Annotated in this window: 30 protein-coding genes and 1 tRNA gene; 4 read left to right on the top strand and 27 right to left on the bottom strand. The window is 49.7% G+C overall.

All coding sequences use genetic code 11. The annotated features are described in order from the left end of the window. Positions 1–175: 175 nt before the first annotated feature. The 11 genes from SK3146_RS18860 to rpsF form a co-directional block, all read right to left on the bottom strand. Positions 176–1,459 carry an adenylosuccinate synthase gene (locus tag SK3146_RS18860; RefSeq protein ID WP_249860276.1) on the bottom strand — a complete coding sequence of 428 codons (1,284 nt, stop codon included), beginning with the start codon at positions 1,457–1,459 and terminating at the stop codon, positions 176–178. A 192-nt stretch (positions 1,460–1,651) separates the two neighbouring features. Next, a complete protein-coding gene (gene dnaB / locus SK3146_RS18855; protein ID WP_249866362.1) occupies positions 1,652–2,989 on the bottom strand; it encodes a replicative DNA helicase in 1,338 nt (445 codons plus the stop codon). Positions 2,990–3,572: 583 nt separating this feature from the next. Further along, positions 3,573–5,060 carry an IS1182 family transposase gene (locus tag SK3146_RS18850; protein ID WP_249860275.1) on the bottom strand — a complete coding sequence of 496 codons (1,488 nt, stop codon included), beginning with the start codon at positions 5,058–5,060 and terminating at the stop codon, positions 3,573–3,575. A gap of 404 nt (positions 5,061–5,464) precedes the next feature. Beyond that, positions 5,465–5,911, bottom strand: coding sequence for a 50S ribosomal protein L9 (gene rplI, locus SK3146_RS18845; protein ID WP_249860274.1), 447 nt, complete (start codon positions 5,909–5,911; stop codon positions 5,465–5,467). Beyond that, the gene (locus tag SK3146_RS18840) at positions 5,908–7,869 is read right to left on the bottom strand and encodes a DHH family phosphoesterase (RefSeq protein WP_249860273.1); all 1,962 of its coding nucleotides are present in this window, start codon (positions 7,867–7,869) and stop codon (positions 5,908–5,910) included. Before SK3146_RS18840 ends, rplI begins: the two co-directional genes overlap by 4 nt. Positions 7,870–7,891: 22 nt before the next feature. Further along, the gene (locus SK3146_RS18835) at positions 7,892–8,752 is read right to left on the bottom strand and encodes a DUF2232 domain-containing protein (RefSeq protein WP_249860272.1); all 861 of its coding nucleotides are present in this window, start codon (positions 8,750–8,752) and stop codon (positions 7,892–7,894) included. 68 nt (positions 8,753–8,820) lie between these two features. Then, entirely contained in the window at positions 8,821–9,123 is a 303-nt protein-coding gene (locus SK3146_RS18830) for a MazG-like family protein (protein ID WP_249860271.1), read from the bottom strand. Positions 9,124–9,175: 52 nt separating this feature from the next. Next, positions 9,176–9,592 (bottom strand): CBS domain-containing protein, encoded by a 417-nt coding sequence (locus SK3146_RS18825; RefSeq protein ID WP_249860270.1) that lies wholly within the window; start codon positions 9,590–9,592, stop codon positions 9,176–9,178. Between the two features lie 454 nt (positions 9,593–10,046). After that, positions 10,047–10,331 carry a 30S ribosomal protein S18 gene (rpsR, locus tag SK3146_RS18820; RefSeq protein WP_249860269.1) on the bottom strand — a complete coding sequence of 95 codons (285 nt, stop codon included), beginning with the start codon at positions 10,329–10,331 and terminating at the stop codon, positions 10,047–10,049. Positions 10,332–10,352: 21 nt separating this feature from the next. Further along, positions 10,353–10,859, bottom strand: a complete 507-nt coding sequence (gene ssb / locus SK3146_RS18815; RefSeq protein WP_249860268.1) for a single-stranded DNA-binding protein — start codon at positions 10,857–10,859, stop codon at positions 10,353–10,355. Between the two features lie 45 nt (positions 10,860–10,904). Continuing rightward, positions 10,905–11,189: a 30S ribosomal protein S6 gene (gene rpsF / locus SK3146_RS18810; RefSeq protein WP_249860267.1), complete on the bottom strand. Its 285-nt coding sequence runs from the start codon at positions 11,187–11,189 to the stop codon at positions 10,905–10,907. A 251-nt stretch (positions 11,190–11,440) separates the two neighbouring features. On the opposite strand from rpsF, the gene SK3146_RS18805 reads away from it, so the two are divergent. Together SK3146_RS18805 and SK3146_RS18800 are read left to right on the top strand one after the other, a co-directional pair. Then, positions 11,441–11,620, top strand: coding sequence for a YjzC family protein (locus SK3146_RS18805; RefSeq protein ID WP_249860266.1), 180 nt, complete (start codon positions 11,441–11,443; stop codon positions 11,618–11,620). An 81-nt stretch (positions 11,621–11,701) separates the two neighbouring features. Next, positions 11,702–11,950 (top strand): hypothetical protein, encoded by a 249-nt coding sequence (locus SK3146_RS18800; protein WP_249860265.1) that lies wholly within the window; start codon positions 11,702–11,704, stop codon positions 11,948–11,950. 266 nt (positions 11,951–12,216) lie between these two features. Here SK3146_RS18800 and SK3146_RS18795 read toward each other — a convergent pair whose 3' ends face one another. The 5 genes from SK3146_RS18795 to SK3146_RS18775 form a co-directional block, all read right to left on the bottom strand. Continuing rightward, positions 12,217–12,564, bottom strand: coding sequence for a DUF3862 domain-containing protein (locus tag SK3146_RS18795; protein WP_249860264.1), 348 nt, complete (start codon positions 12,562–12,564; stop codon positions 12,217–12,219). Positions 12,565–12,860: 296 nt separating this feature from the next. Beyond that, positions 12,861–12,951: transfer RNA gene (locus SK3146_RS18790), tRNA-Ser, on the bottom strand. 72 nt (positions 12,952–13,023) lie between these two features. Further along, entirely contained in the window at positions 13,024–13,236 is a 213-nt protein-coding gene (locus SK3146_RS18785; protein WP_249860263.1) for a DUF951 domain-containing protein, read from the bottom strand. 3 nt (positions 13,237–13,239) lie between these two features. Then, positions 13,240–14,160: a mechanosensitive ion channel family protein gene (locus SK3146_RS18780; protein WP_249860262.1), complete on the bottom strand. Its 921-nt coding sequence runs from the start codon at positions 14,158–14,160 to the stop codon at positions 13,240–13,242. 145 nt (positions 14,161–14,305) lie between these two features. Continuing rightward, complete coding sequence (locus SK3146_RS18775) at positions 14,306–14,539, bottom strand: putative Se/S carrier protein (RefSeq protein WP_249866361.1); 234 nt, start codon at positions 14,537–14,539, stop codon at positions 14,306–14,308. Positions 14,540–14,655: 116 nt separating this feature from the next. On the opposite strand from SK3146_RS18775, the gene yyaC reads away from it, so the two are divergent. Further along, on the top strand, positions 14,656–15,282 hold the full coding sequence (gene yyaC / locus SK3146_RS18770) for a spore protease YyaC (protein ID WP_249860261.1): 627 nt from the start codon (positions 14,656–14,658) through the stop codon (positions 15,280–15,282). Here yyaC and SK3146_RS18765 read toward each other — a convergent pair. The 4 genes from SK3146_RS18765 to SK3146_RS18750 form a co-directional block, all read right to left on the bottom strand. Further along, positions 15,254–15,748, bottom strand: a complete 495-nt coding sequence (locus SK3146_RS18765) for a DUF4446 family protein (protein ID WP_249860260.1) — start codon at positions 15,746–15,748, stop codon at positions 15,254–15,256. The two genes, yyaC and SK3146_RS18765, sit on opposite strands and share 29 nt — an antisense overlap. 51 nt (positions 15,749–15,799) lie before the next feature. Continuing rightward, positions 15,800–16,954 (bottom strand): aminotransferase class V-fold PLP-dependent enzyme, encoded by a 1,155-nt coding sequence (locus SK3146_RS18760; protein ID WP_249860259.1) that lies wholly within the window; start codon positions 16,952–16,954, stop codon positions 15,800–15,802. Between the two features lie 104 nt (positions 16,955–17,058). After that, on the bottom strand, positions 17,059–17,913 hold the full coding sequence (locus SK3146_RS18755) for a ParB/RepB/Spo0J family partition protein (RefSeq protein WP_249860258.1): 855 nt from the start codon (positions 17,911–17,913) through the stop codon (positions 17,059–17,061). Continuing rightward, the gene (locus SK3146_RS18750; RefSeq protein ID WP_249860257.1) at positions 17,910–18,668 is read right to left on the bottom strand and encodes a ParA family protein; all 759 of its coding nucleotides are present in this window, start codon (positions 18,666–18,668) and stop codon (positions 17,910–17,912) included. The genes SK3146_RS18755 and SK3146_RS18750 overlap by 4 nt, the downstream gene beginning before the upstream one ends. A 177-nt stretch (positions 18,669–18,845) precedes the next feature. On the opposite strand from SK3146_RS18750, the gene SK3146_RS18745 reads away from it, so the two are divergent. After that, positions 18,846–19,091 carry a hypothetical protein gene (locus tag SK3146_RS18745; protein WP_249860256.1) on the top strand — a complete coding sequence of 82 codons (246 nt, stop codon included), beginning with the start codon at positions 18,846–18,848 and terminating at the stop codon, positions 19,089–19,091. 142 nt (positions 19,092–19,233) lie between these two features. On the opposite strand, the gene noc is transcribed toward SK3146_RS18745, so the two are convergent. The 7 genes from noc to yidC form a co-directional block, all read right to left on the bottom strand. Further along, complete coding sequence (gene noc / locus SK3146_RS18740) at positions 19,234–20,049, bottom strand: nucleoid occlusion protein (RefSeq protein ID WP_249860255.1); 816 nt, start codon at positions 20,047–20,049, stop codon at positions 19,234–19,236. Positions 20,050–20,098: 49 nt separating this feature from the next. Continuing rightward, positions 20,099–20,443 (bottom strand): hypothetical protein, encoded by a 345-nt coding sequence (locus SK3146_RS18735; RefSeq protein ID WP_249860254.1) that lies wholly within the window; start codon positions 20,441–20,443, stop codon positions 20,099–20,101. A 142-nt stretch (positions 20,444–20,585) separates the two neighbouring features. After that, positions 20,586–21,314, bottom strand: a complete 729-nt coding sequence (gene rsmG / locus SK3146_RS18730) for a 16S rRNA (guanine(527)-N(7))-methyltransferase RsmG (protein WP_249860253.1) — start codon at positions 21,312–21,314, stop codon at positions 20,586–20,588. Between the two features lies 1 nt (position 21,315). Then, positions 21,316–23,202: a tRNA uridine-5-carboxymethylaminomethyl(34) synthesis enzyme MnmG gene (gene mnmG / locus SK3146_RS18725; RefSeq protein WP_249860252.1), complete on the bottom strand. Its 1,887-nt coding sequence runs from the start codon at positions 23,200–23,202 to the stop codon at positions 21,316–21,318. A gap of 39 nt (positions 23,203–23,241) precedes the next feature. Further along, the gene (gene mnmE, locus SK3146_RS18720; RefSeq protein ID WP_249860251.1) at positions 23,242–24,621 is read right to left on the bottom strand and encodes a tRNA uridine-5-carboxymethylaminomethyl(34) synthesis GTPase MnmE; all 1,380 of its coding nucleotides are present in this window, start codon (positions 24,619–24,621) and stop codon (positions 23,242–23,244) included. Positions 24,622–24,837: 216 nt separating this feature from the next. Then, a complete protein-coding gene (jag, locus tag SK3146_RS18715; protein ID WP_249860250.1) occupies positions 24,838–25,455 on the bottom strand; it encodes an RNA-binding cell elongation regulator Jag/EloR in 618 nt (205 codons plus the stop codon). After that, positions 25,452–26,186, bottom strand: a complete 735-nt coding sequence (yidC, locus tag SK3146_RS18710) for a membrane protein insertase YidC (RefSeq protein WP_249860249.1) — start codon at positions 26,184–26,186, stop codon at positions 25,452–25,454. Before yidC ends, jag begins: the two co-directional genes overlap by 4 nt. Positions 26,187–26,234 lie beyond the last annotated feature (48 nt).

Genomic DNA, 26,234 nt, shown 5'->3' with positions numbered 1-26,234 from the left:
TTGCAAACTTTTCATTGTCGTTCTCATCTCCCGCCTGTCGAAACGTTATCATCTCCTTCCAGTATTGACGTTTTGTTGCCAAACCAACCGTTCGTAATGCAAAAAAAGAACCTCTCGGCCCAAAACTAAAGGCACTAAGAGGTTCTTCTATAAACATTCCGTTAATCTATCACGACTAATAGATCGGTCTTACCAGATTCGTCTGCTCGCGGTTGCGGCCGACCGAGAAGATGGCGATCGGAATACCGGTTAGCTCAGATACGCGTTCTACATAGCGTCTGGCATTGGCCGGCAAATCCTCCAGCTTGCGAACGCCGGTAATATCCTCGCTCCAGCCCGGAAGCTCTTCATAAACCGCTTCGCACTCGGACAGCAGATTCAAGCTTGCAGGATAATGCTCGATAATTTCTCCGCGGCATTTGTAAGCCGTACAGATTTTGACCGTTTCCAGACCAGCCAGAACGTCTAGCGAGTTCAGGGACAAGCCGGTAATACCGCTGACGCGGCGGGCATGGCGAACGACGACGCTGTCGAACCAGCCGACGCGGCGCGGTCTGCCTGTCACCGTTCCGTACTCATGGCCTTTTTCACGAATCCAGTTGCCTGTCTCGTTGTGAAGTTCGGTCGGGAAAGGACCGTCGCCCACACGGGTCGTATACGACTTGGCAACGCCGATGATTTGCTTGATCTTCGTCGGGCCGACGCCGGAACCGATACATACGCCGCCTGCGGAAGGGTTGGAAGACGTAACGTAAGGGTACGTTCCTTGGTCGATGTCAAGCATAACCCCTTGCGCGCCCTCGAACAGTACTTTTTTCCCGTCATCGATCAGATCGTTCAGCACGACCGAAGTATCGCATACGTAAGGACGAATGCGCTCCGCATATCCGAGGTACTCCTCGATAATAGCATCGGCGTTCAGCCCCTCGCCATTGTACACCTGCTCGATCAGCACGTTTTTCTCGGCCACCATATGGCGAACTTTGCGCTCGAATTCGGCCGCGTCCATGAGGTCGGCGATCCGAATGCCGTTTCTTGCCGCTTTGTCCATATAGCAAGGGCCAATCCCTTTGCGGGTCGTCCCGATCTTGTTGTCGCCTTTGCGTTCTTCTTCCAGGCCGTCAAGGATCAGATGATATGGCATAATGACATGTGCGCGGTCGCTGATCTTCAAGTTGTCTGTGGTAAAGCCATTTTCATGAATATATTCAATTTCTTGCAGCAACGCGCCTGGGTTAATTACCATCCCGTTACCGATTACACATACTTTATCTTTGTAGAAAATGCCCGATGGAATCATCGTCAATTTATATTTCTTCTCATCAATTAAAATCGTATGGCCTGCATTGTTACCGCCTTGATAACGTGCCACTACTTCAGCAGATTCAGCAAGGAAATCCGTAATCTTTCCTTTTCCTTCATCGCCCCATTGGGTTCCGACAACCACTACCGTTGACATGCACATAACCCCCATCAGGTGAGTCTCACCTATAATTAGCCAAAAGGCCTAAAGCACCATGAATATTTTATCAGTCTCATCTGCCAAAGTCAATAAAAACGAACAATAGTACAGCCCTCTGTACCATTGTTCGGATATTGTTCATATATGCAATTGAGAAAATGTTCCCCGTGCAACAATCATGTGCATCCGTTATCCCGCATCCTGATGCGAGCGGTCGAGGCTGACGAATTTGTTGAAGTTTTTCAGGAATGCCAGCTCTACGGTTCCGACCGGACCGTTCCGCTGTTTGGCGATAATGATTTCGATGATATTCTTTTTCTCGGATTCCTTATCATAGTAGTCATCGCGGTACAGGAAGGCAACGATATCAGCATCCTGCTCGATCGAACCGGATTCGCGCAAGTCCGACATCATCGGGCGCTTATCCTGCCGCTGCTCCACGCCCCGGCTGAGCTGAGACAGCGCGATGACCGGCACGTCCAGCTCACGCGCGATCTGTTTGAGCGTACGCGAAATTTCGGATACTTCCTGCTGGCGGTTATCGCCCTTGCCGCGGCCGTGAATGAGCTGCAGGTAATCGATCAGGATCATGCCGAGCCCCTTCTCCTGCTTCAGCCTGCGGCATTTGGCACGGATATCCGCTACCGTTACGGAAGGCGAATCGTCGATATAAATATTGGCTTCGGACAGCGCGCCGATCGCCATCGTCAGCTTCTCCCAGTCGTCCGGCTCCAGGAAGCCGGTCCGCATCCGTCCGGCGTCGACGTTCGCCTCCGCGCAGATCATCCGGTTGACGAGCTGAGCCGCGCCCATCTCCAAACTGAAGATCGCCACGGTCTCCTTCTCGCGCACACCGACGTTTTGCGCGATATTCAAGGCAAACGCCGTCTTCCCTACGGAAGGACGAGCCGCCACAATAATTAAGTCCGAACGTTGAAATCCGGACGTCATTTTGTCCAAGTCGTGGAAACCGGATTTGATCCCGGTTGTTCCTCCTTTATTGTTATAGAGGAATTCCACCTTGTCGAACACTTCCATCAGTACGTCCCGAATGTAGACGAATCCGGTGCTGGAGCGGCGCTGCGAAATTTCCAGAATGCGCTTCTCCGCATCGCTGAGCAAATCGCCGACGTCATCGGAGCTCGCATAGCCGTCGGTCACGATGTTCGTCGCGGCGCGGATCAGCCTTCGCAGCATCGATTTCTCTTCGACGATCTGCGAGTAATAGTCGATATTCGCCGCGGTCGGAACGGCATTGGCCAGCTCCGACAAATATTTGATCCCGCCGATCTCCTCCAGCTGCTGCTTATTCTGCAGCTTGGCCGTCAGCGTGACCAAGTCGATCGGCTCATTCTCCTCCGCCAGCTCGATCATCGACTCGAAGATGCGCTGGTGCGAGGTCCGATAGAAATCCTCGCTGGTGATACGTTCCATCGCAGTGACGAGCGAATCGCTGTCAAGCAAAATCGCGCCGAGCACCGCCTGCTCGGCTTCCAAATTTTGCGGAGGGATCCGGTCCATAAACATGCCTTCGTTGTTCAAGTTCGTTTCCTCCCAGAAGTTCTTCTCCCAGCAGTCCTAAGAGTCTGTCCGACGGAGTTACATTTGAGCATATGGCCTCCGGCCGCTTTTTCCCTGCGCTTCTAAAAGTGTGGTGAAAAAGTCCGCTGCGGTGCCCATTTGATCCTCCAATCGCTGTTGAAACCGGATTTTTTGGATGGTTATTTCCTTTTTTCTATGGAGAAATCCGTTTTCAAAGGCGAACGCTAATGCTTTTCCAGATTCAAATGGCCCCTCCGCTCTTTGTTCACCGGACTTCTAAAAGCGTGGTGATTTCGTCGCGTCCTGCGGTCGATAGAAGTTTCCACTCGCTGTTGTAGCCGGATTTTTTTCATTTTGAACCGCTAGCGGTGAAAATCCGTCTACAAAGGCGACCGTTTACGCTGCTCCAACATTCTATCGACTCTTCGGCCGCTTTTTCACCACACTTCTAAGAGTCTGTCCGACGGAGTTACTTTTGTAGGTCCCTTCGGAGTAAGACTCGGTTTTCAAATGATTTTTCATCACGATTTGAGTATAATCACTGTGTCTTTCTTTGCCTTTGTGGGAGTTACGCCGCTTTTTTACGTTTTTGGGCAGACCTCTCCCGTTTATACACCGTGGATGGTTTGGGATATTTGGCAGAATGAAGCTTTCTTAAATTATAGCTTAAAGCCAAAAGGACGAACTCACCCTCAACCTTATCTTCGCCACGGAGGTGAAACTGACGAAAGCCCTGACATTCTTTCATTTGCCCCCACGCGGGTTCCACGATGGCTTTACGTAACCGGTAAATGTCTTTACCGGCATCGCTTTGCACTTTGGTTCTCATGGCTTCTCGGATCGGATCGCCTTCATTGCGTTTGACCCTTCGTTTACCGGATCCGGACTTAACGCAGTCCTTTTGAAACGGGCAGGTCAGGCAGGCATCGCTCATATACACCCATTGAGTCGCTTTTTGAGGATCCTTTTCATAGTATGTGTACTTGTGGATCAGCGTTTGTCCCGCTGGGCACACATAGGTATCCGTTTCCGGGATATACGTAAAGTTGGTTTTATCGTACGGATTCCCGTGCTGCTTGTTTTCACGGGTTGCCGCGATGTAGGCGTCGGTCTCGGCCTTCGTCGCCGCCTGAATGTTGTCCGCACTAAAGTACCCTGCGTCCGCACTCACTTTCTCGGGCACCTTTCCCGTTATGTTGCGGATGGAACCGAGCACCGGCTGGAATTGGTGTTGGTCGCTGCTGCTAGGGTTCATCTGCAGTCCGACGATGAATCCCTGATCCGCATCTACGGCAATTTGCGGATTATATCCTTGGATGACGCCTTGGGTTTTCGTATCCATGATTTGGGAATCTGGATCGGTAAAGTTAAATTGATCTTTGTCCGGTGTCTTCGATTCCTCTACCGGTTTGCGAGCTTCCAACTGTCTGAGCGCCTCTCTGATTTTTTCAAGTCGGGATTGGCGATTGGTCACCGATTCCGGCAACAGCGAAAGGGGCTCTTCGTTCTCTTGGTCGTCTATCTGGCCGGCTTGCTCGAGAGCTTCGCGGATTTCCTTTTCCAGACGCTCGATTTCCTGGTTCATCCGATCTCGCGACATCGACTTATGCTTCGATGCATGGGCTTTCAGCTTCGAACCATCGATGCTGACATGACCGAGGGACACGTACCCTAGCTGTATGGCGATGTGTACCACTTGTTTGAAAAGTCCCGGTAATGATTCGAGGTGATCCTTTCGAAAATCGCTGAGCGTACGGAAATCCGGTCGATGGCCGCCACATAGCCAACGAAAAGGAATATTTTCATCCATAGCCTGACGAAGGGTCCGGGAGGTGAACACACCCGTAGCATAGCCATAGAACCATAACTTCAAAAGCATGGCGGGGTGATAGGCTTCTTCTCCGCGATGGGAATACCGATTTGTCATGACCGTGAGATCTAACTGATCCACGATGTCGCTAACAAGCCGCACTAAATGATCTTCAGGGATCCAATCGCTCAAATACATCGGAAACAATTCACCTTGTTCCGTGGAGTAAGATTTAAATTTTGCCATAAACCACACACCCTTTTTTACCAGATAAACAGATTACAGTTAAGTTTCGCGACGAAACTATGCTTTTCCTGTTTCGTCGGACAGACTCCTAAAAGCGTGGTGATTTCGTCGCGTCCTGCGGTCGATAGAAGTTTCCACTCGCTGTTGTAGCCGGATTTTTTTCATTTTGAACCGCTAGCGGTGAAAATCCGTCTACAAAGGCGACCGTTTACGCTGCTCCAACATTCTATCGACTCTTCGGCCGCTTTTTCACCACACTTCTAACGGTCCGTTCCATAAGCCAAGGCTTTCCGTGAGGAAAGCCTTGGGCTTGTCGAACCCGCCGATCTTGCGTAAATCCTTCAGTCAGACGGCAGAATTCCTATTCTATGTCATTTCTCCCTTAAGGAGCTGTCGATCATAAATCACTCTTCCGTAGCGTGCACCTTCAGCTTGGAGGTCACTTCCGGATGAAGCTTGACCCCTACCTCGGTAACGCCTAGAGTGCGGATGGAATCCTCCATCAAAATTTTCCGTTTATCCACTTTAATTTTGAACTGCTTCTCCAGCTCTTCCGCTACTTGCTTGCTTGTAATCGCTCCGAACAGCCGTCCGTCCTTACCGGACTTCGCTTTCAACTGCACGGTCAGCGTCTCCAGCTTCTTGCCGAGCTCAACCGCTTCGGCCTTCTCTTCGTCCTTCTTGCGCTGCTCGGCCTTCTTCTGGTTCTCCAACACCTTCATCGACGACTCATTCGCAGGCGCAGCCAACTGCTGCGGAAACAAAAAGTTATTGGCATATCCTTCGGATACGCTTTTAATTTCCCCTTTTTTTCCTTGGCCTTTAACGTCTTTCAGCAATATAACCTTCATTCGAAAAGCCCCTCCTCTGAGTCCATCTCACTTAATATTTCTTTCAATCTTTGCGTCGCTTCGGCGATCGTGCCTTCCAACTGGGTCGCCGCGTTAGTCAAATGGCCGCCGCCGCCCAGCCGTTCCATAACGACCTGCACGTTCATCTGCCCGAGCGAACGGGCGCTGATGCCGATTAAGCCGTCCGGGCGTTCGCTAATGACAAAAGACGCCATCACGCCCGTCATAGTTAACAATGTATCAGCTGCTTGCGCAATGAGCAACTGAGAATATTTGCGATTCGGCTCCGTTACGGCCAGCGCGATATGATCGAAGAGGATCTCCGCATTCTTGATCACCTCGGAACGCTGGATGTAAGCGTCCAAATCCTCCTTCAGCAGCCGCTGGATCAGCGAGGAATCCGCGCCGTTGCGGCGAAGGAACGAAGCCGCCTCGAACGTTCTGGCGCCGGTGCGCAAGCTGAAGCTCTTCGTATCTACGACGATGCCGGCCAGCAATGCCGTCGCTTCGAGCACACCCATCGTCAGACGGTCGTTAAAGTACTGCAGCAGCTCCGTCACCAATTCACAGGTGGAGGAAGCGTACGGCTCCATATAGACGAGCGTAGCGTCCTGTATGAACTCCTCGCCGCGGCGGTGATGGTCTACGACGAACTTGCGCTGCGTCAGCTGCAGCAGCTTCGGCTCCGCCACCATGGACGCCTTATGCGTATCGACGACGACCGCCAGCGACTTCTGGTTCGTGATCTGCATCGCCTGCTCGGGCGTTATAAACCAGCGGTTCAGCTTCTCGTCCTCGTAGATCGTATCCATCAGCTTCTGAATCGACGGATTGATGCCTTCCAGCACGATATAGCCTTCTTTATTGCTCACGTGAACCGCCTTCAGCACGCCGATGGCCGCTCCGATCGAGTCCATATCCGGGTAGCGGTGTCCCATGATGATCACTTTGTCGCACTCCTTGATCAAATCGCGCAGCGCATGAGAGATAACCCGCGCTCTGACCCGCGTTCGCTTCTCAATCGCGTTGGAGCGCCCGCCGTAGAAGGACAGCCGCTCGCCGACCTTGACGGCGACCTGATCGCCGCCGCGGCCCAGAGCCATGTCCAAGCTCGTCTGGGCCAGCTGGCCGAGCTCCGTAAGCGAATCGATGCCGGAAGCGATTCCGACGCTGAGCGTCAGCGGCAGCTTGTTTTCAATCGTCAAATCCCGAACCTCGTCCAAGATTTCAAACCGCGACTGCTCCAGCGATTTGAGCCCCTTTTGATTCATCAGAATCAGATAGCGGTCCGAGGCGGTGCGTCTTAAATAGACGTTGTTTTTTTGCGCCCATTCGGTAATTTCCCCGGTGACCCGGGCCAGCATAATGCTGCGGGTTTGATCGTCCATTCCCTGCGTCGCTTCCTCGAGGTTGTCCATCATGACGATCCCTATCGCAAGCCGTTCTTCCTCATAGCGGGCCGACAACGTTTTGAAGGCGGTAATATCGGTAAAGTACAGCAGCCTTTCGTCGGGCTTCACCTGTACGAGATAGATGCTTTTTCCAACCGTAATCTCCAGTCTTACATCTTTCTCCTTGCGCGCCTTCAAAGCCGGAAACACCTCAATCAACGGTTCGCCGATCAACGTTTCTTTGGACACCATTTTCGCCACGAACGGATTATGCCACTCTATCATTTTCTCTTCGTTATAAAGTAAAATGCCGATGGGCAGCTCATGAATGACTTCATTGCCCGCCCGTTTAATCCGGTGGGACAGCGTCCCTACATAATGATTCAGGTCTTTACGAAAGGCCTGCTCCGCCTGAAGCGTGAAGTAGGCCAGTATCCCGCATAGAAACAAGGCGATCACGCCGATCACCCATTGATACCACATCAAAATAAAAATCAAAATCGTCATTAAGGCGAAAATCCACACGATATGCAAGCCGTGCCATCGCTTTAGCAGGAACTTCGGCATTCCACTCGCTCCTAATCCATCATTATTTTCGCGTCATACGTTCACGGATCGGAAAAGCTACGTCAAATACCCCAAGCATACTAAAAATGAAATACGCCGGCGGAAAGATGAGCAGCAGCACGATACCTCCGATAGGCAACACTTTATTCCAACGATTGGTATGGACCACGAAAAACAAAAACGCAAGCGCTTGTATTGCAAAAGCGGCTGTCAGCAAAGGCAGCAGGTTAATCAGCAAAGTAAACAAAATCGAGTTGGCGTCTTTAACGAAAAACTCCATAAACAAAGCGATCATGTAATACCATACGAAGGACCGCGGCAGCATCCACTCTCTCATCGGCTTGAAGGCCGGAATGGACTCGCCCGCACGATTGAGCACTTTCCTCGACAGCCAATGCGTAATGACTACGACAATCAACGAAAAACCGATCATATACAGCGGCAGCATCTGGCTCATCAATTGAACCAGCACATCCTGGTCCAGCGCCACCATACCCTTCAGCTGGTCCGGCAGCGAATTGATGCTTTCCGTCATGAACTGCTTCATCTTGTCGATCAGATTGAAGCCGAACAAATAGCTGACGACGAGGCTTAGCAGCAGCTCCGCGAGCAGCGTTACGGTACCTACCGTAAGCACCGTGCGCGCAGGAGACCGCTTTTTGTACAGATTGCCCATTTGAATGACGGGAGGCAAAAAGAAAAGCGACATCGAAACCAGCAGCACGCCGGCCCAGCCGACCAGAAATACCGAAGTGAGAATGTACACGATGGCCAAGCTTGCGCCATAATACATTAGAAACCGTTTCGTATCGAGCTTAACGAATTGCACGACGACCGGAATCATTAACAGAAAAAACGTAATGATACTAAGCGGTGTAATCACCGAAAGAAGCAAAATGATTGTAGCTATGCTCCAGCCGAGCATTCGTACGGAACCCTTCCCCAACACCTTCACCTCTTACGCAAATGTTCTTCCAAAGCGGATATGTCTCCGTACCATTCTTCCAATTGATGTCCATCCTGCCTATGCTTCTTCATTTTCTCCAAAACCGCTTCGTCTAAACTGCGCAGCGGGATACCGAGTCGTCTCCCGAGAATGTAACAGCAGGCGATAAGGCTTGATAAGCCGTCTACAATCTTATGATGGCTTCCTTCCCAAATTCCTTTTAACAGTTGTGCCATTTGATCGACGATTTCCGTTTTGAGCCATTCAATGATCTTGGCGCGTCGAGCCAAATCCATATCCCGATCCATAGGGCAAGCCGCCTTTCCTTAAGCAGACACTTAGGCTAATTATACCACAATTTTAAATGTTTTGTTCGGCTTGCCACAGCTTGAAGCAGTAATCGATAATCTCTCTTCTTCGAATGATGCCGATGAAAACCTCGTTATCGTCGATAACCGGAACATAGTTTTGATTGGTGGCGAGCGTGATCAAGTCCTGCATCTGCTGATCGATCCGCACCGGCTTAATCGCCATATGCTGGGGCACATCCTTAAGATAAACTTTATGCGCATTTTCAAATCCGATGTCAGGAGAATGCTTAAGCTTCCAGAGCAAGTCCCCCTCCGTTATCGTGCCCGCGTATTTGCCGTGCTCGTCGATCAAGGGCACCGCCGAATAGCGGTGGTATTCCATTCGTTCCAAAGCTTGTCGCATCGTCGAATGAGGGGATAAATAAATGACGTCATCTTTGGGCACAAGAAAAAATGCGATATTCACCAAAAGCCACCCTTTCCAAACTGGACTTCCGCTATATGCAGGGTCCTCTTCATAATACACTATGACGCGAAAGGAAGATATACGCCTTCATCCGCCCCCGCCCTTCTATTTTACCAAAATGAAGGGCCGGCTTCACTATGCCCCATTTTGTACCATAATAGAACAAATCCCCCAAAAGCCATCCATGCCGCCGACGCGGCACCACAGACAATGGAAATGGGGTACCAAGAGTAATTTCCAGGGTAGTGACGTGATGCTCTGAAGCTTATTCCGTCCGCATCCAGCCTAGGCTGGATCGGCGTCTAACCCTTCCTCTGGGATCGTTCTATGGGTAATGGGTAGACATTACTTTCGGGGGAGCCCACGGATATCCACAGGATTTTGCTGCGCATCATTTCCTAAACAATAAAAAAGACAGCCGGTTTCCCGAGCTGTCTTTTATCGGTTCATGCAACTATTCCGTTGTGTATGGCAGCAACGCCACTTGACGAGAACGCTTGATAGCGATCGTCAGCATACGTTGGTACTTAGCGGAAGTTCCTGTTACACGGCGTGGAAGAATCTTGCCGCGCTCGGAGATAAACTTCTTCAGCGTATCGATGTCTTTATAATCAATGTGAGTAATTTTGTTCACAGTGAAGTAACACACTTTACGGCGCTTGCCGCCTTTTTTACCACGACCGCCGAATTTACGCTCGCCGCGCTCTTCGCCGCCGTTGTCTCTTTTTTGGAAACTCATCGATTTTCAGTCCTTTCTACGTTAGAATGGCAAATCATCATCGGAAATATCAATCGGTTTTCCGTCATCCTGGAACGGATCTTGATTGTCGCGCTGTCCACCGTAACGCTGTTGACCTTGGCTTGTTGACGCGTATCCTTGCCCTTGCGGGCTTTGTCCATAGCCGCCGCCGCTCATTCCTTCTTCGCGTTGACCGCCGCCGCCGCTGTTAGCAGATTCCAGAAACCGCACGTTATCGGCAATAATCTCGGTGACGTATACACGCCGGCCTTCATTATTATCGTAGTTGCGAATTTGAATTCTGCCTTCCACTGCCGCAAGCCGGCCTTTACGCAAATAATTGGCACATGTTTCAGCAAGCTGACGCCATGTCACAATATTAAGAAAGTCCGCTTCACGCTCGCGCTGCTGGTTCGTAAAAGGACGATCCACAGCCAGCGTAAATGTCGTCACGGCAACGCCCGACGGGGTATAGCGTAATTCAGGGTCACGAGTCAGCCTTCCGATTAGAATCACACGATTTAGCAACCTAAAACCCTCCCAGCATGTCAATTACGGCACGTATGCCTTGTCTTACGCTACGTCTTTAGTGATCAGGTAACGAATGACTTCATCGGAAATCTTCATCACACGGTCAAGCTCTGTGATAACTTCGTTGTTAGCGTTAAAATTAACCAACACGTAGTGACCATCGCGGAACTTGTTGATCTCATACGCAAGACGGCGTTTACCCATTACATCGTGCTTCGTAATTTCGCCACCGTTGTTGATGATGTTTTGGAACTTCTCAATCGTAGATTGAACAACCTCTTGCTCGATGTCCGGACGAATGATGTACATCACTTCATATTTGCGCATGGTTTCACCTCCTTTTGGACTAACGGCCCCTCATGTGAGGAGCAAGGAGCGAGATTATCAATTGCTATCAAAACTCGCACCATAATACTATAGCAAAATTACAGCCCAAATACAAGTTCTTTTCCTCCCTCCCCAGCGTCTGGCCCTGACCGGCTCCTCCCGCTTATGCCCCTTGGTAAATTTTACGGCTTATGCATTTTATAAAGGAAGGAAAAGCTAACATTACACTTTCGTACAGGAGGTGACCAGCTATGAGCGAATGGAGCCAGTTCAGTCCTGGAGATTCAGCTCCCAATGACGGCGAGTATATGGAGATCGGGGAAAACGCCTTTCATATGGGGATTAACAACCCCAAAATCATCACGTTGAAAAAAGGCGACAAATTCCCTGACACCTCCAATCACAACCGGAAGTGGAAGCGTAAATACTAGCCCGCTCCTCCCTCCTTTAGGCTGGCCTCGGCTGCCCGTGCGGAGGGAGCTTTTCCAACTATAATTAAAGGAGCATCCCGTATGCGATATCCCGTTACGATAATATTGGCCGTCGTCGGCGCCGTTCTCAGTCTAGTTCATTACTTCGGTCACGAATCGGAGCCGATCTATATTTTATTTTACTGCCTCAGCGTGCCTGCCTGGTTCTATCCGATCGTCGGCTACGAGAACGTCAATCCCGTCACTCTGTACACGCTGACGATTTTATCCTGGGCGGTGATCGGCTATGTCGTCGATCTGTTCTCTGTTCGCAAAAAAAGCCGTTACTGACAGCCGAACAAAGCCTTCCCTCGGGTTATTCAGGGAAGGCTCGTTTCTGTCGTTGACAAGCGTCCGTTTACTCACATGTTGATAACTTCTCACGGCAGACTATCCACATCTTCGTCGGTCAGGTTATACACATTTACACAGTGCCCTTTAAGGCAGCCTTTCTATCCACAGCGCATCCGTGCTCGCCTTTTCGCCGCTTACGATCTTCAGAAATACAAAACGCCAGGCTGCCGGAAACCTATGTCGTCAGCCTGGCATTGATACGGTTATTGCAGACCCGCTTGCGCCTTAGCCGCCAGTTTGCCGCCTTGAAACGTGAATATGGCATTGGCTCCTGCCGAGCCTTCACCCTTGTAGCTGTACACAACCGTGTGCATCGCATCGCCTTTCTTGCCTGCCTCGGACATCAGTTCACCCGGCCCGCCGACGACCTGAACTACTTTCTCATAGGTCATTCCGTTCTCGACCGCTTCGAACTTAGCCTTCGTAATCGTCACGGCTTCCCCCGACTTCGTCACTGCAGCCGGTTCGCTGGTTGCCGCCGGTTTGTCGCCGCATCCCGTCAAGGAGACAGCGATTGCGCATACCATAATCGCTAACTGAGATTTCATCATTTCCCTCCATCAATTCCTATATTATTCCATTTCCTTGTTAGCATACTATAAGAAACCCACGGCACCCGTCAATCCGTCTAGAGTCCTTGATCGGGTACAGGCTCCCTCAAGCAGCAGATTCGCAATCGCCCACGGGAATCCCCATTATCGGCAGTAAATAACGGCTGCATCACCTTCATTGGAACAACAAAAAGACCCTTTCGCGTTCTCTTCAACGCAAAAGGGTCTTATCTTATGAAGCGCAGATCGCCGATCTCGCTTCCATATAACAATCTAATGTAATTCAATAGTATAAGTGGCGGAAAGAGTGGGATTCGAACCCACGCACGGCTTGCGCCGCCTAGCTGATTTCGAGTCAGCCCCCTTGGGCCTCTTGGGTACCTTTCCGCATTCCAAAAGGGACAAGAGTTATAATAGCATAACTCCCCGTACGAATGCAAGACCTTTTCTTAATTATTTTTACGCATCGGCAGACGGCTCCGCGTTCGACCGCAGCACCTTCTTCAGCTTGCTTTCGAACTTCGCTCTGGGCACCAGTACGCTATGTTTGCATCCTACGCATTTAATCCGGATATCCATACCGAGACGAATAATTTCCATTTCATTGGTACCGCAGGGGTGAGGCTTTTTCATTTGTACGATATCGCCCAATTGATACTGCTTTCTTTCCATAGCTCACTCTCCCCTTTCGTTTTTATGAAAATTGACCACCCGTTGATAAGGAACTTCAATGCCGTGGGAATCAAATGCCTTTTTAATTTCCGCGTACAGCTCTCTGGCGACCGCGAACTGCATATTCGGCTTGCACTCCACGGTAACGCGCAGCGTGATGTTCACTCCCGCCAACGACTGGACGCCGAGCACTTCCGGCGCTTTGACCATATTAACATTGGTTTCGTAGTTTTGCAGCACGGTTTCCCGCATAACAGCCAATGCTTTGTCCACGTCTTCTTCATAGGCGACGGACACGTCCACCACAGCCACCGAATTATTGACCGAGAAATTAGTCACCTGGGTTATCGTCCCGTTAGGGATAATATGCACTTCCCCTGTCCAGCTTTTAATACGGGTTACGCGCAAACCTATTTCCTCTACCGTTCCTTTAAAATTGCCAGTTTGAATGACATCTCCTACGGCAAACTGATCCTCGAAAATGATGAAAAACCCGGTAATGACGTCCTTAACCAAACTCTGCGCGCCAAACCCTACCGCCAAACCGACGACCCCGGCCCCGGCAAGCAGAGGCTCCAGCCGAATTCCAAACTGGTTTAAAATCATCAGGATCATGATGAAATTAACCACGTACGAAGTTATATTACCGATCAGCTTGCCGATTGTCTTCGTTCTCCGCGAATCGAACTTCAACGGGCTCTTCTCACGCCCTGCCAGCATATGCTGCAGCGTTTTATCGGAGAATTTGGTCACCAGCCTTGCGGCAGTGTAGATAACGATGACCTTTATGACGATGAACAAATAGTTCATCCAAACATCAGGATTGGATACGTAATTCACGATCTTCTCTTTAAATTGCAGCCAAGTTGTCGCATCCGCTCCTGCCTTATCTTCAGCAAGGAACAGACGAAGCCACTGATCCATGCTTTACACCACCTCATAAAGAGTCTGTCCAACAGAGTTACTTTTGTGCATAGCGAATAAATAATGACTGCCTATTTTGCCGCTAACGCTACTTAATCACTGTCATTTTGCATATATACATTCTGCGTGTTTTCATTGGACAGACTCATAGCTCCATGTTAACATATCGGTCGCCTACTTTGGAATAGATTCCTCGGATCTCCACCTTTTCTTCTCTTATGATCGTCTTCACTTCTTCCAGCGAATCGTCGGGAAATTCAAGAGAAAGCGCGCAACCCGCCGTTATTTGTTTGGGTGTAGGGCACATATCGTTTTCGATATCCGCATATTCGAGCAGCATTTCCGCCCTTAAAGCCTGCTGCGTCGAATCAAACGCCATTAGAAGCACACCGAACGCCTCCCCCTTTTTTATTTCCACGGTTACGTATAATTCACATTCTCTTTCCGTATACTAGTAAAAATGCTTTTATCTCCTAGCAAATGGAGGGTCATTATATGAAATTGCCTTTTCATAGAGACGCTGTTAACGCCGCCGAGTCTCCGGAAGCCGCTCCGGCCTTAAAAATTCCGCATACCGAGAGCAATATCATCGAGATTTTGTCTGGGAAGCTTTCTACCATTCTCGATCAAGTTCCTTCCGATCAACCTATTATTATTATTTGCGTCGGCACGGACCGCTCCACGGGAGATTCCTTGGGACCGCTTGTCGGCACACAGCTAAAAAAATTCCGTTTGGACGGCATTCATCTCTATGGCACATTAGATCATCCGGTACACGCCATGAATTTGAAGGATACGCTTCAAACGATTCAAGAACAATTCAGTGATCCTTTCATTATCGCAATCGATGCCTGCCTCGGCCAGCTGACCAGTGTCGGCTGTATTCAGATCGGCAGCGGCCCCGTCAAACCCGGAGCCGGCGTGAACAAAGATCTGCCTCCCGTAGGCGACATGCATATAACCGGAATCGTCAATGTCGGCGGCTTTATGGAATATTTCGTTCTGCAAAATACAAGATTAAGCCTGGTCATGAGCATGGCCGAAGTCATCGCCAAATCATTCGAAGCGGCGGTTACCCATAGCATGACGGCTTCTACTTCTTTTGCCCGACTCGATGGATAGCTTCCTTCTCCTCCGGAGAGAGCACATATTCGGACTGGCCCTGCGAAACCGGCTTCGCATACACGTAGGTCTCCTCGCGGTTATGAATACCGGTCAACACAACCCCGTCCAGCTCATCGTCGAGCACCGCGACGGAAAAGCTTAAATCGCTGCCGTTTTGGGCAAAGGCATTATAACGGTAAACGCCGACATTGGATTTCATTTTTTTCATACGAGACATAATCCCGGCGATTTGCTGCTGGGATTTTTCGTATTCGGCTTCCAGCACCGTCGCCTGCTCCTGGATTCGGATCAACGCTTCTTCGACATTCAAGTCGCTGCCGCCATTTAACATATTCATATATTGTTTACGCAGCTTGTTCAGCTTGCTCCATAACACGATCACCAGTATTAAAAACAAAAGCAAAACAGCAGTCATGAAGATGACAAGCACCTTCATATCCAGCAGTTCCAGCAGCTCCCCCATACTTTCTGTCCCCCTATGCCGTTGTGTTTCTTATCTCTTCTCCTGATTTTTTCACTTTACATGCTTGGCGATTTCTTTGACCGCAGCAATGAGCCGGTCGACTTCTTCCTCGGATGTAAAATAGCCGACGCTGGCACGGACCGCGCCGCGCTCCATGGTCCCGGCGCTTTCATGAGCGAGCGGGGAGCAGTGATAGCCTGAACGCACGGCAATTTGGAATGAGTGATCGAGGATGAAGGCGATCTCCGATGAGTCGGCTTCATGTACGGTAAAAGTGACGATACCGGTCTTATTTTGCCCCAAATCCGGTCCCAGCACCTTCACTCCTTCAATTTCCATCAGCCCCGCCATGATCCTCTGCGTTTGCTCCCACTCTTTTTTATGTATTTTCTCCGTCGTCTCTCTCAATACGAACTTCACGCCTTCATTCAATCCCGCAATACCGACCGTATTTTGCGTTCCCGCCTCATAGCGGTCCGGGCGCACGGTTGGTTGGTCGATCGCCTCGGATTGGCTTCCAGTCCCCCCATGCATCAGCGGAACCAGATCGAGCTCCGGATCGATATAGAGACCTCCTGTTCCCTGAGGCCCCAATAAAGCTTTATGCCCGGGGAATGCCAACAGATGGATGCCCATGCGAACGACATCGATAGGCAGAGTACCGGCCGATTGCGCGGCGTCGACGAGGAACGTAACGCCTTTTTGCCGGCATAATTCGCCCATTTGCTCCACAGGTAAAATGCTGCCGAGCAGATTAGAGCTGTGGCTGCATACCAGCAGTGTCGTATTCGCCGTTATTGCCGCAGCCACATCGTCGATATGCAACTCGCCCTTTTCGTTTGTGGCGACATAGGTGATGGAAATTCCTTTCGTTTTTTTCAAAAACTCAAGCGGTCTGCGCACGGAATTGTGCTCTACCGACGTGCAGACGACATGATCTCCATCTTTCACAAAACCTAAAATCGCCTGATTCAAGGCCATCGTTGTATTTTGCGCAAACGAAATATCATTCGGATTTTTCACAGCAAACAGCTTGGCAAGATTTTTTCTCGTTTCGAACAACGCGCGGCTTGCCTGCACTGCCATTTGGTGGCTTCCTCTCCCGGGATTGGCCGCATATTCCAGCATGCATCGCTGCATCGCTTCCAACACTTCCGGCGGTTTGGGCCAAGAAGATGCCGCATGATCAAAGTATGCTACTTGCATGGTTTTCACCTTCCTTCACAAAAAGTAGCATATCTAGTCTGCCCTAAAAACAAAGGCAATAACAAGATATGCTACAGTTCATCCTTCTACTCGCCTTAGGGTGATTACGATATTTTCCCTTGCAGCAGTTCCAACAATCGGTCCAAATCGTCCTTGGAGTAGTACATCAGCTCGATTTTCCCTTTATTGTTGTTATGTTTAATTTTCACCGTAGTCCGATACACATCACGCAGCGTTTCTTCCAATTCGTTAATGTACGGATCTTTCTTTTTCGCCTTGGCGGAGGTTTTCTTGGTATCGGCCTTTTCTTCCAGCCTTTTCACTTCTTCTTCGAGTTCCCGAACGCTCCATTGTTCTTTGATCGCCTGCTCGGCCAGCGCTTTAATGAGCTTGGCGTCTTTTAATCCGACGATAGCCTTGGCATGGCCCATAGACAATGTTCCACGTGAAACATACTGTTTGACTTCCTCCGGCAAATGAATCAGCCGCAAAAAGTTAGCTATATGGGAGCGGCTCTTCCCTACTTTTACCGAGAGTTCTTCCTGCGTCAGTGAAAACTGGTCGATCAGCGCCTGGTAAGCAACGGCAACTTCCATTGCATTCAAGTCTTCCCTCTGCACATTCTCTATCAAAGCGATTTCCATTACTTGTTGGTCGCTAAATTTCTTCACTACAGCCGGGATCGTTGCCATTCCGCATACTTGCGATGCCCGAAACCGCCGTTCCCCGGCGATAATCTCATAGCCCTTCAGCACGGTGCGAACGATAATCGGCTGAATCACCCCATGTTCTTTAATGGAAGCGGCTAATTCATTAATCGATTCGTCATGGAACGTTCTTCTAGGCTGGTACGGATTGGCCCGAAGCTGGGACAGCGGAATTTCTACGACCTTATCGTCGTCGTTAATGCTTAATGCCGGCAGCAATGCGTCCAAGCCTTTTCCTAGTCGTTTACTCACAGTGCGATCACTTCCTTTGCGAGCTCCATGTAGACTTCGGCTCCCTTTGATCGCGGATCATAAGTTACAATCGATTGACCATGGCTAGGTGCCTCACTCAATCTAACATTTCGCGGAATTATCGTTTGATATACTTTTTGCTGGAAGTATTTCTTCACTTCCTCAATCACTTGCATCCCCAGGTTCGTTCTGGCATCGAACATTGTCAGCAGCACGCCTTCGATTTGCAGAGAAGTGTTCAAATGCTTCTGAACGAGCCGAACGGTATTCAATAGCTGGCTTAATCCTTCTAAAGCATAGTATTCGCATTGAATCGGTATGATGACGGAATCGGCGGCCGTCAACGAATTGACCGTAAGGATACCCAAAGAAGGCGGGCAATCGATCAGCACATAGTCGAACAAATGCTTGACCAGCTGCAGCGACTTTTTCAATCGCACCTCACGCGAAATAGTAGGCACCAGCTCGATCTCCGCTCCGGCAAGCTGAATCGTTGCAGGAATAATCTTCAAATTCGGTATCGCCGTATCTACCATCGCTTCTTTAGGATGAATATCGTTAATGATCACGTCATAAATGCAATAAACAACGTCCGCCTTATTGACTCCGATTCCGCTCGTCGTATTTCCCTGGGGGTCGATATCTACCAATAGAACTTTTTTACCTAAGGACGCTAGAGACGCTCCCAAATTTACGGATGTTGTCGTTTTGCCTACCCCACCCTTTTGATTCGTTATTGCGATAATCTTAGACAAAATCATTTCACCTCAATAAAATACTAAGTACGAGCAAGATCAAGTCATCATACTCGCTCATGCGCACGAAACATTCAGAGCTGCGGGGACGATAAAGGCTATTTCATGACATTGAATAAAACGAAAACATAGAGAAAACCTCTACCGAAACCTTTTCAAATAGGAATTGCAAGCAAAATGAATATTCCTATGTGGCGAGAAAACCTCTATCAAGGCCTTCTCATCGCTGAAAGACCGTATGTAGAGGTTGATTGGATCGCAGCATACGCGAATATTTATTTTGATTTTCGAAAACGCAAACCTATCGCGGCGGCAAAATACTCCATGTTCAGAAACAGCCTGTGCCGCTGTAAACCGACTGGCCGCCTGTACCCTCAAAACAAAGGGAATTTGCCTAGCTTGAAACCGCAAAATGAAGAATAGCCTTGTCGAAAATCCCCAAAAAATCTACTCTTCTATCATACTATATTTTTTACCGTATAGGAATGTTTAAGTTCACTAAAGCGTCAGCCTAGTAAAGATCAAGTCCCATCGGCGTTAAAAAACCGTCGCTGAGCGCAATTGCTTATCTTTTTGGTATCTTGATGACGATCTCGTAGTGATCCTCGTAATCCTGCTCCGTCGTGTTAATTTGCAAACCGGACGAGGTTACCATATCGACGGATTGACGAATCGTATTCAGCGCAAGACGCACATCCTTGGAGAACGAAATTCGTTTCGCTTTCTTTTGTTTGACGGCTTCCTTCAGCAATTGAATTCTTGCTTCCGTCTGCTTCACATTAAGCTCTTTGGACAAAATGTCCTCCAGCACCTTAACCTGCAGCTCTTCCTGATCCAAAGACAACAGCGCGCGAGCATGTCTCTCCGTAATTTTCCGTTCCATCAAGGCAAGCTTCACAGGCTCGCTCAGATTCAGCAAACGAATTTTATTGGCGATCGTAGATTGGCTCTTGCCCAAGCGCTGTGCAAGACTCTCTTGTGTAAGCGAATGCAAATCGATCAGCTGCTGGTAAGCCAAAGCCTCTTCAATTGCGGTAAGCCCCTCACGCTGCAAGTTCTCGATAAGCGCAATGGAAGCCGCCTGCGAATCGTTGAAGTCGCGAATAATAGCGGGAACCGTCGCCATTCCGAGCTTTTTCACCGCTCTCCATCTGCGCTCGCCCGCAATTAATTCATATATATTATCTCGAATACGCACAACGATCGGCTGAATGACGCCATGAGTCTTAATGGTTTGACACAGTTCATCAATTCGTTCATCGTCAAAAATCGTTCTAGGCTGATACGGACTCGGAATAATGTCATGCACAGAAATATTCTTGATTTCATCCGCCGAAGTTTTTTCCGTAAATCCAAACAACTTTGAGATCTGTTCTTTCATTAATTTACCACCCGATCTTTTGCCGTAAATATGAACCGAAACTTTTACTCTACAATGTATATAATTCTCCAAGAATACGGAATTTCCTGCATGTGGAATTAGAGAAGTCCATGAAAAATAAGTGAACAAATAAGTACTGTCCATAATGATGCAGATTCAACCCGATAACTTGCTTTCCGTGAGCACGCATGAAGCTCTTTTCAGAAACCCGCCGGCGTTCATTGCCAACGGTGCTTACAATATTAATCCCCCTTTTTCCGTAGTAAGATGACTGCCGCGCTGTACCCCGATTTTGCTCATGCAGTGATAAGGCATTGGGCTTGTTCAAAAATCCCCGGCCCGCTTTGGCGCAGCAGTTGGTGCAACATTTTAAATCAAAACGGGCTGCTGTCATTCATAAAAAGCTTAGTCTCTTATGTAGAAAAAAGGCTTCGTAAAAGAAGCCTTAAAAAATAACTTTTCTCGTATGATAGATAACGGATGCTCATCGCACATTGTTTTACGGTAAAGTGTTCCACGTGAAACAGCATTCGATTTTAACGAACCAACGGGGACTTGAGCGGCGTTCCCGCTTTGCGGGGATACTTGGCAGGCGTGGCTGCCGTCTTCCGGATAATAACGAGATGCCGCTTGGATACCTCTTGGTCCGGCAGCTCAAAGGAATGGGTTTGCACCAGCGTTCCTTTGAGTTCCTTCAAGCTAAATGCCGCCTCTTGCACCTCTTCCCCCACTTCGCTGCCTTTCATGGCAATGAAATGCCCGTTGGCCTTGACGAATGGGAGGCAAAACTCGTTCAATACGGCCAATCTCGCAACGGCTCTCGCCGTAACGATATCATAATGATCTCGATGCTCCGGCGTCCGCGCAATGTCTTCCGCACGGCCATGAATACACTGCACATCGGATAAATTCAGCCGCTCTGTCAAATGATTCAAAAATTGAATTCGTTTATTTAGCGAATCTACAATCGTTACCTGCAAATGCGGAAACGCAATTTTTAGCGGAATGCTGGGAAATCCAGCGCCGGAGCCGATATCGGCCAGACGCCGCTGTTCTCCCATCGGAACGAAGAATGCTAGTGAAAGAGAGTCGTAGAAATGCTTCACATATACTTGCTCTCTCTCGGTAATGCCGGTCAAATTCATTTTCTCGTTCCATTCCACCAGCTCTTTATAATACGTTTCGAATTGAGACAGCTGCTCATCGGATAAAACGATGTTTTTTGATTTTAACCCATCGATAAACTGCGTTTGTATAAAATCCATATTAACTCCTAGCCGCCACCACTTTATTGTAATGCTCCAAATGCACTAGCAAAATCGAAATGTCCGCGGGGGTTACCCCGGCAATACGGGATGCCTGACCGATGGAAATCGGGCGGATCTTTGCCAGCTTTTGTTTGGCTTCCGTAGCGATACCGTGAATATCTTCGTAGCGGATATCGTCGGGAATTTTCTTTTTCTCCATTTTGCGCAAACGGTCGACCTGGGCCAGCTGCTTCTCGATGTAGCCGGTATACTTCACTTGAATTTCGACCTGCTCCATCTCTTCTTCCGTCAGTTCGACCGGAGCCGGCGACAATGCATGAATATGCGCGTATGTGACTTCCGGACGGCGAAGCAGCGTGAGCAGATCAACCGAATTGCTCAGCTCGGCGCTGCCAAGAGAAGTCAGCATCTCCTGCGCCTCGACCGGTTTGATCTTGGTCGTTTTCAACCGTTCAAGCTCTTCGGCGATATGCTGCTGCTTCAATAGGAAGCGTTGGTAACGGTCTTCCTTGATCAGGCCGATATTATGCCCGATCGGCGTCAAGCGCTGATCCGCGTTATCATGTCTCAGCAGCAGACGATATTCGGCGCGCGAAGTGAGCAGACGATACGGCTCATTCGTCCCTTTCGTCACCAGGTCGTCGATCAATACGCCGATGTATCCTTCCGAACGGTCCAAAATGACGGGTTCTTCCCCCTTCACTTTGCGCGCGGCGTTTATTCCGGCCATAACGCCCTGACCGGCCGCTTCTTCGTATCCGGAAGTACCGTTGATTTGCCCGGCTGTAAACAGCCGCTCAACCACCTTCGTCTCCAGCGACGGCTTCAACTGAGTAGGGATGACGGCATCGTATTCGATCGCATAGCCGGTGCGCATCATTTCGACTTTTTCCAAGCCCGGTATGGAGCGCAAAATGTTCAGCTGCACATCTTCCGGCATACTGGTGGATAGGCCCTGTACATAATATTCCGATGTATTGCGGCCTTCCGGCTCCAAGAAAATTTGATGCTTCGGCTTATCGCTGAATCGTACGATCTTATCTTCAATCGACGGACAGTAACGCGGACCCGTTCCTTCGATCGCCCCCGAGAACATTGGAGCGCGATGCAGGTTATCGTTAATGATACGGTGAGTTTCCTCCGAAGTGTACGTCAACCAGCACGGAAGCTGATTCGGCACCTCCTCCGTCGTTTCGAAAGAGAAAAATTTCGGTTTCTCGTCGCCGGGCTGAATCACCGTTTTGCTGAAATCGATCGTTTCCTTATGCACGCGCGGCGGCGTTCCCGTCTTGAAGCGAACGAGCTCAAGCCCATGCTCCTTCAACGATTGCGACAATTTCACCGCAGGCTGCTGGTTGTTCGGTCCGCTCTCATACATCAGCTCGCCCATAATGATTTTGCCGCGCAAATACGTTCCTGTCGTAATGACAACGGCATCGGCCATATAGCGCGCGCCGGTTTTCGTAATGACGCCTTTGCAGACGCCGTCCTCGACGATCAGCTCTTCGACCATACCTTGGCGAAGCGTCAGCTTCTCTTCTTTTTCCATCGTTTCCTTCATCATATGCTGATACAGAAATTTATCCGCTTGCGCGCGCAGTGCATGAACGGCTGGGCCTTTGCCCGTATTCAGCATCCGCATTTGAATATACGTTTTATCGATATTGCGTCCCATTTCTCCGCCGAGCGCGTCGATTTCCCGCACGACATGGCCTTTGGCGGGACCGCCTATCGAAGGATTGCATGGCATGAACGCTACCATATCCAGATTAATAGTAATCATCAGCGTTTCGCAGCCCATCCGGGCCGCGGCAAGCGCCGCTTCACAGCCGGCATGACCGGCTCCGACGACAATAACGTCGTATGTTCCTCCAACGTAACTCATCGTTACATCTACCTCCCTGCTTATATAAGAAGCTTCTATTTATTTACCCAAACAAAATTGGGAGAAAATTTGATCGATCAACGAATCTCCTACCGAATCGCCGATAATTTCGCCGAGATGCTCCCAGGCGTTGCGAATATCGATTTGGATCATATCGATAGGTACGTATGCCTCGGCTGCCTCCAGCGCTTCGTCAAGCGAACTTTTAGCCTTTTTGAACAATGAAATATGGCGCGCATTGCTCACATAAGTCAGATCACTTGATTCTACCTGACCGCTGAAGAAAATACTAGCTATAGCTTTTTCCAAGTCGGCGATGCCCTGCTGCTCCAGCAGCGACATCTTCACGACCCGCTCCGGACCGAACTCGCGAAGCAAAACATCCGTTTCGATCTGCTGAGGCAAATCCAGCTTATTCACGATCACGATCGTCTGCCTCGCCTTCAACTGGGTGATCAGCTCCAGCTCGTCTTCCTGCAGCCGTTCCGCTCCGTTGAAGACGAGTAAAATCAAATCGGCGTCGGCCAAGGCGCTGCGCGATTTCTCCACGCCGATCTGTTCGACAATATCCGCCGTTTCGCGAATGCCCGCCGTATCCAGCAGCTTGAGCGGAATGCCGTTGACGTTGACGAATTCCTCGATGACATCGCGCGTCGTTCCGGGAATGTCAGTAACAATGGCGCGATTCTCCTGCGCCAGCGTATTAAGCAGCGAAGACTTGCCTACGTTCGGTTTGCCGACGATGGCCGTCACAATCCCCTCGCGAAGAATTTTCCCCTGCTGGGCCGTAGCAAGCAGCCGCTCGATTTGCTCCATCGCCTTCACGCATTTTTCTTTGATGAAAGCATTAGTCATTTCTTCAACGTCATGCTCCGGATAATCGATGTTCACCTCGATGTGCGCCATCAGCTCGACGAGCTCGTGCCGCAGTTCCTTAATCTTCTTCGACAAGCTTCCTTCCGACTGCTTCATCGCGATGCGCTGCGCCCGGTCCGACTTGGCCCGGATCACATCGATCACCGCTTCCGCCTGGGACAAGTCGATACGCCCGTTGAGGAAGGCCCGCTTCGTAAATTCACCCGGCTCGGCCAAACGCACCCCGTCTTGCTCCAGCAGCAGATCCAGCACCTTTTTCACCGAAATGAATCCGCCGTGACAGCTGACCTCAACCACATCTTCCGCCGTAAACGATCTGGGCCCTCTCATGAGGGTCACCAGCACTTCGTCGATGCGGCTCTTCGTCGCCGGATCTTGAATATGTCCGTAATGAACGGTATGCGTAGGCACCTCGGACAGCTTGATTTTCCCTGCAAAAATACGCTCCACTGCGGCCACGGCTCCGTCTCCGCTGACGCGGATGATGGCGATGCCCCCCTCGCCGATCGGAGTGGAAATCGCTGCGATAGTATCTTGTATCATGTTAACTCCCAACCTCTCAAGCCTGAAATTACGGCTTCTTTCACCAACCGAAACGACGGCATATATTTTTTAGAAGGCCGGCGATGGAATGCATGACGCTGCTTCAACTCCCTATTCGCTCCCCGGACACTTTCACCGGTCTTTGAGAAAAGACCGCTCTACTTAAAAAAAGCAATGAGTCATAACGATGACATCATTGCAGCGATTGCGATCATTTTATCTGGACACAATTACGACTCTCCGGTTCGGCTCCTCGCCTCTGCTGAACGTCCGAACCTTGCCATGATCCTGCAGCTTGGCATGAATCACTTTACGCTCCTGCGGAGACATCGGTTCCAATACGACTTCCTTCTTAGTGCGGATCACCCTGTCGGCCAAACGGTCGGCCAAATCCTCCAGCGTCTTTTTGCGCCGTTCGCGGAACTGCTCCGCATCGAGCACAATGCGCAAATGGGAGGTCGAATACCGGTTAGCCACGATGTTGACGAGATATTGCAGCGCATCCAGCGTCTGCCCTCTGCGGCCGATCAGCATCCCGAGCTCCGAACCGTAGAGATGCAGCTCAGGACCGTCTTTGCCTTCCTTCTTTTCTATGCGAACTTGCAAACTCATTGTACGAGACACGTCTTCCAAAAAATGAATGGCTTCTTCGATGGCATCGGGAATCAGCTCCAGCTCAACTTTCGCATCCTTGGCGCCGATTATGCCGAACAGCCCTCTAGAGGGCTGCTCCAACACTTGTATTTTGACCCGATCCTCGGTGGTATTCCATTGCTGAAGGCCATTCTTAACGGCTTCCTCAATCGACTTACCCGTAACCACTATTTTTTTCATTTCGACTGGCCCACCTTATTTTGAGATCCACCATAAATAAAGTATGATTGTACAATCGTGAAAAGGTTACTGTATACCCAGTATAGCGGCAGCGCCGAGGCGAAGTTCATTGCCATGACGAAGATCAGTACCGGGAAAATAAACATAAGGCTTTGCATTTGCGGGTTCATTTGAGTTTTCATCATCTTCTGCTGGAAGAACGTCGTCAAAGCGGCGCATAACGGCAGAATATAATAAGGATCTTTCGTTCCGAGCTGCATCCAGAGGAAGGAGTGCTCGCCGATGTGGTGATTGCGCATGATGGCATTATATAATGCGATCAGAATAGGCATTTGCACGATAAGCGGGAAACAGCCTGCCAGCGGATTGACGCCGTTGCTCTGGAACAGCTTCATCGTCTCTTCCTGCTGCTTCTTCGGATCGTCTTTATACTTATCCTTAAGCTTCTTCAGTTCTGGCTGCAATTCCTGCATCCGCTTCGAGCTCTTATACTGCTTCAGCGTAAGCGGTAATATAATCAATCGGATAATAACTGTTACGACTAAAATGGACAATCCGTACTGTTCCCACAGCTTTGCCGCGAACCAATCGAGTACTTCTGCCAAAGGACCAACGAAATACTTGTCCCACACCCCGTTATTCGGATCGATCGGTGTCGTCGCCGGAGTACAACCCGCTAACACCAGGAACAATAGTAAAAGCGGTAAATATGTAGCAAGTCGACGCGTCAAAATGATATCCTCCTAGATTAATCTTTTCCAATAATAAACTATATCATA

This window comes from Paenibacillus konkukensis (assembly GCF_023523925.1).
Taxonomy (GTDB): Bacteria; Bacillota; Bacilli; order Paenibacillales; family NBRC-103111; genus Paenibacillus_S; species Paenibacillus_S doosanensis.
Note: the sequence above shows the minus strand (reverse complement) of the source record. Positions and strands in the feature narration are given on the sequence as shown.

What these genes read in the sequence shown, in the direction of transcription:
- rpsF (WP_249860267.1), bottom strand. Translation starts at nt 11,189, where the DNA reads ATGCGCAAATATGAAGTGATGTACATCATTCGTCCGGACATCGAGCAA.
- dnaB (WP_249866362.1), bottom strand. Translation starts at nt 2,989, where the DNA reads ATGTTTATGGACCGGATCCCTCCGCAAAATTTGGAAGCCGAGCAGGCG.
- yyaC (WP_249860261.1), top strand. Translation starts at nt 14,656, where the DNA reads ATGAAATTGCCTTTTCATAGAGACGCTGTTAACGCCGCCGAGTCTCCG.
- SK3146_RS18795 (WP_249860264.1), bottom strand. Translation starts at nt 12,564, where the DNA reads ATGATGAAATCTCAGTTAGCGATTATGGTATGCGCAATCGCTGTCTCC.
- SK3146_RS18800 (WP_249860265.1), top strand. Translation starts at nt 11,702, where the DNA reads ATGCGATATCCCGTTACGATAATATTGGCCGTCGTCGGCGCCGTTCTC.
- SK3146_RS18775 (WP_249866361.1), bottom strand. Translation starts at nt 14,539, where the DNA reads ATGGCGTTTGATTCGACGCAGCAGGCTTTAAGGGCGGAAATGCTGCTC.
- SK3146_RS18765 (WP_249860260.1), bottom strand. Translation starts at nt 15,748, where the DNA reads ATGGGGGAGCTGCTGGAACTGCTGGATATGAAGGTGCTTGTCATCTTC.
- rsmG (WP_249860253.1), bottom strand. Translation starts at nt 21,314, where the DNA reads ATGGATTTTATACAAACGCAGTTTATCGATGGGTTAAAATCAAAAAAC.
- SK3146_RS18780 (WP_249860262.1), bottom strand. Translation starts at nt 14,160, where the DNA reads ATGGATCAGTGGCTTCGTCTGTTCCTTGCTGAAGATAAGGCAGGAGCG.
- mnmE (WP_249860251.1), bottom strand. Translation starts at nt 24,621, where the DNA reads ATGATACAAGATACTATCGCAGCGATTTCCACTCCGATCGGCGAGGGG.
- jag (WP_249860250.1), bottom strand. Translation starts at nt 25,455, where the DNA reads ATGAAAAAAATAGTGGTTACGGGTAAGTCGATTGAGGAAGCCGTTAAG.
- noc (WP_249860255.1), bottom strand. Translation starts at nt 20,049, where the DNA reads ATGAAAGAACAGATCTCAAAGTTGTTTGGATTTACGGAAAAAACTTCG.
- SK3146_RS18840 (WP_249860273.1), bottom strand. Translation starts at nt 7,869, where the DNA reads ATGCCGAAGTTCCTGCTAAAGCGATGGCACGGCTTGCATATCGTGTGG.
- SK3146_RS18860 (WP_249860276.1), bottom strand. Translation starts at nt 1,459, where the DNA reads ATGTCAACGGTAGTGGTTGTCGGAACCCAATGGGGCGATGAAGGAAAA.
- SK3146_RS18745 (WP_249860256.1), top strand. Translation starts at nt 18,846, where the DNA reads ATGAATATTCCTATGTGGCGAGAAAACCTCTATCAAGGCCTTCTCATC.
- SK3146_RS18805 (WP_249860266.1), top strand. Translation starts at nt 11,441, where the DNA reads ATGAGCGAATGGAGCCAGTTCAGTCCTGGAGATTCAGCTCCCAATGAC.
- SK3146_RS18735 (WP_249860254.1), bottom strand. Translation starts at nt 20,443, where the DNA reads ATGACAGCAGCCCGTTTTGATTTAAAATGTTGCACCAACTGCTGCGCC.
- rplI (WP_249860274.1), bottom strand. Translation starts at nt 5,911, where the DNA reads ATGAAGGTTATATTGCTGAAAGACGTTAAAGGCCAAGGAAAAAAAGGG.
- SK3146_RS18760 (WP_249860259.1), bottom strand. Translation starts at nt 16,954, where the DNA reads ATGCAAGTAGCATACTTTGATCATGCGGCATCTTCTTGGCCCAAACCG.
- SK3146_RS18830 (WP_249860271.1), bottom strand. Translation starts at nt 9,123, where the DNA reads ATGGATCGGGATATGGATTTGGCTCGACGCGCCAAGATCATTGAATGG.
- SK3146_RS18785 (WP_249860263.1), bottom strand. Translation starts at nt 13,236, where the DNA reads ATGGAAAGAAAGCAGTATCAATTGGGCGATATCGTACAAATGAAAAAG.
- mnmG (WP_249860252.1), bottom strand. Translation starts at nt 23,202, where the DNA reads ATGAGTTACGTTGGAGGAACATACGACGTTATTGTCGTCGGAGCCGGT.
- SK3146_RS18850 (WP_249860275.1), bottom strand. Translation starts at nt 5,060, where the DNA reads ATGGCAAAATTTAAATCTTACTCCACGGAACAAGGTGAATTGTTTCCG.
- rpsR (WP_249860269.1), bottom strand. Translation starts at nt 10,331, where the DNA reads ATGAGTTTCCAAAAAAGAGACAACGGCGGCGAAGAGCGCGGCGAGCGT.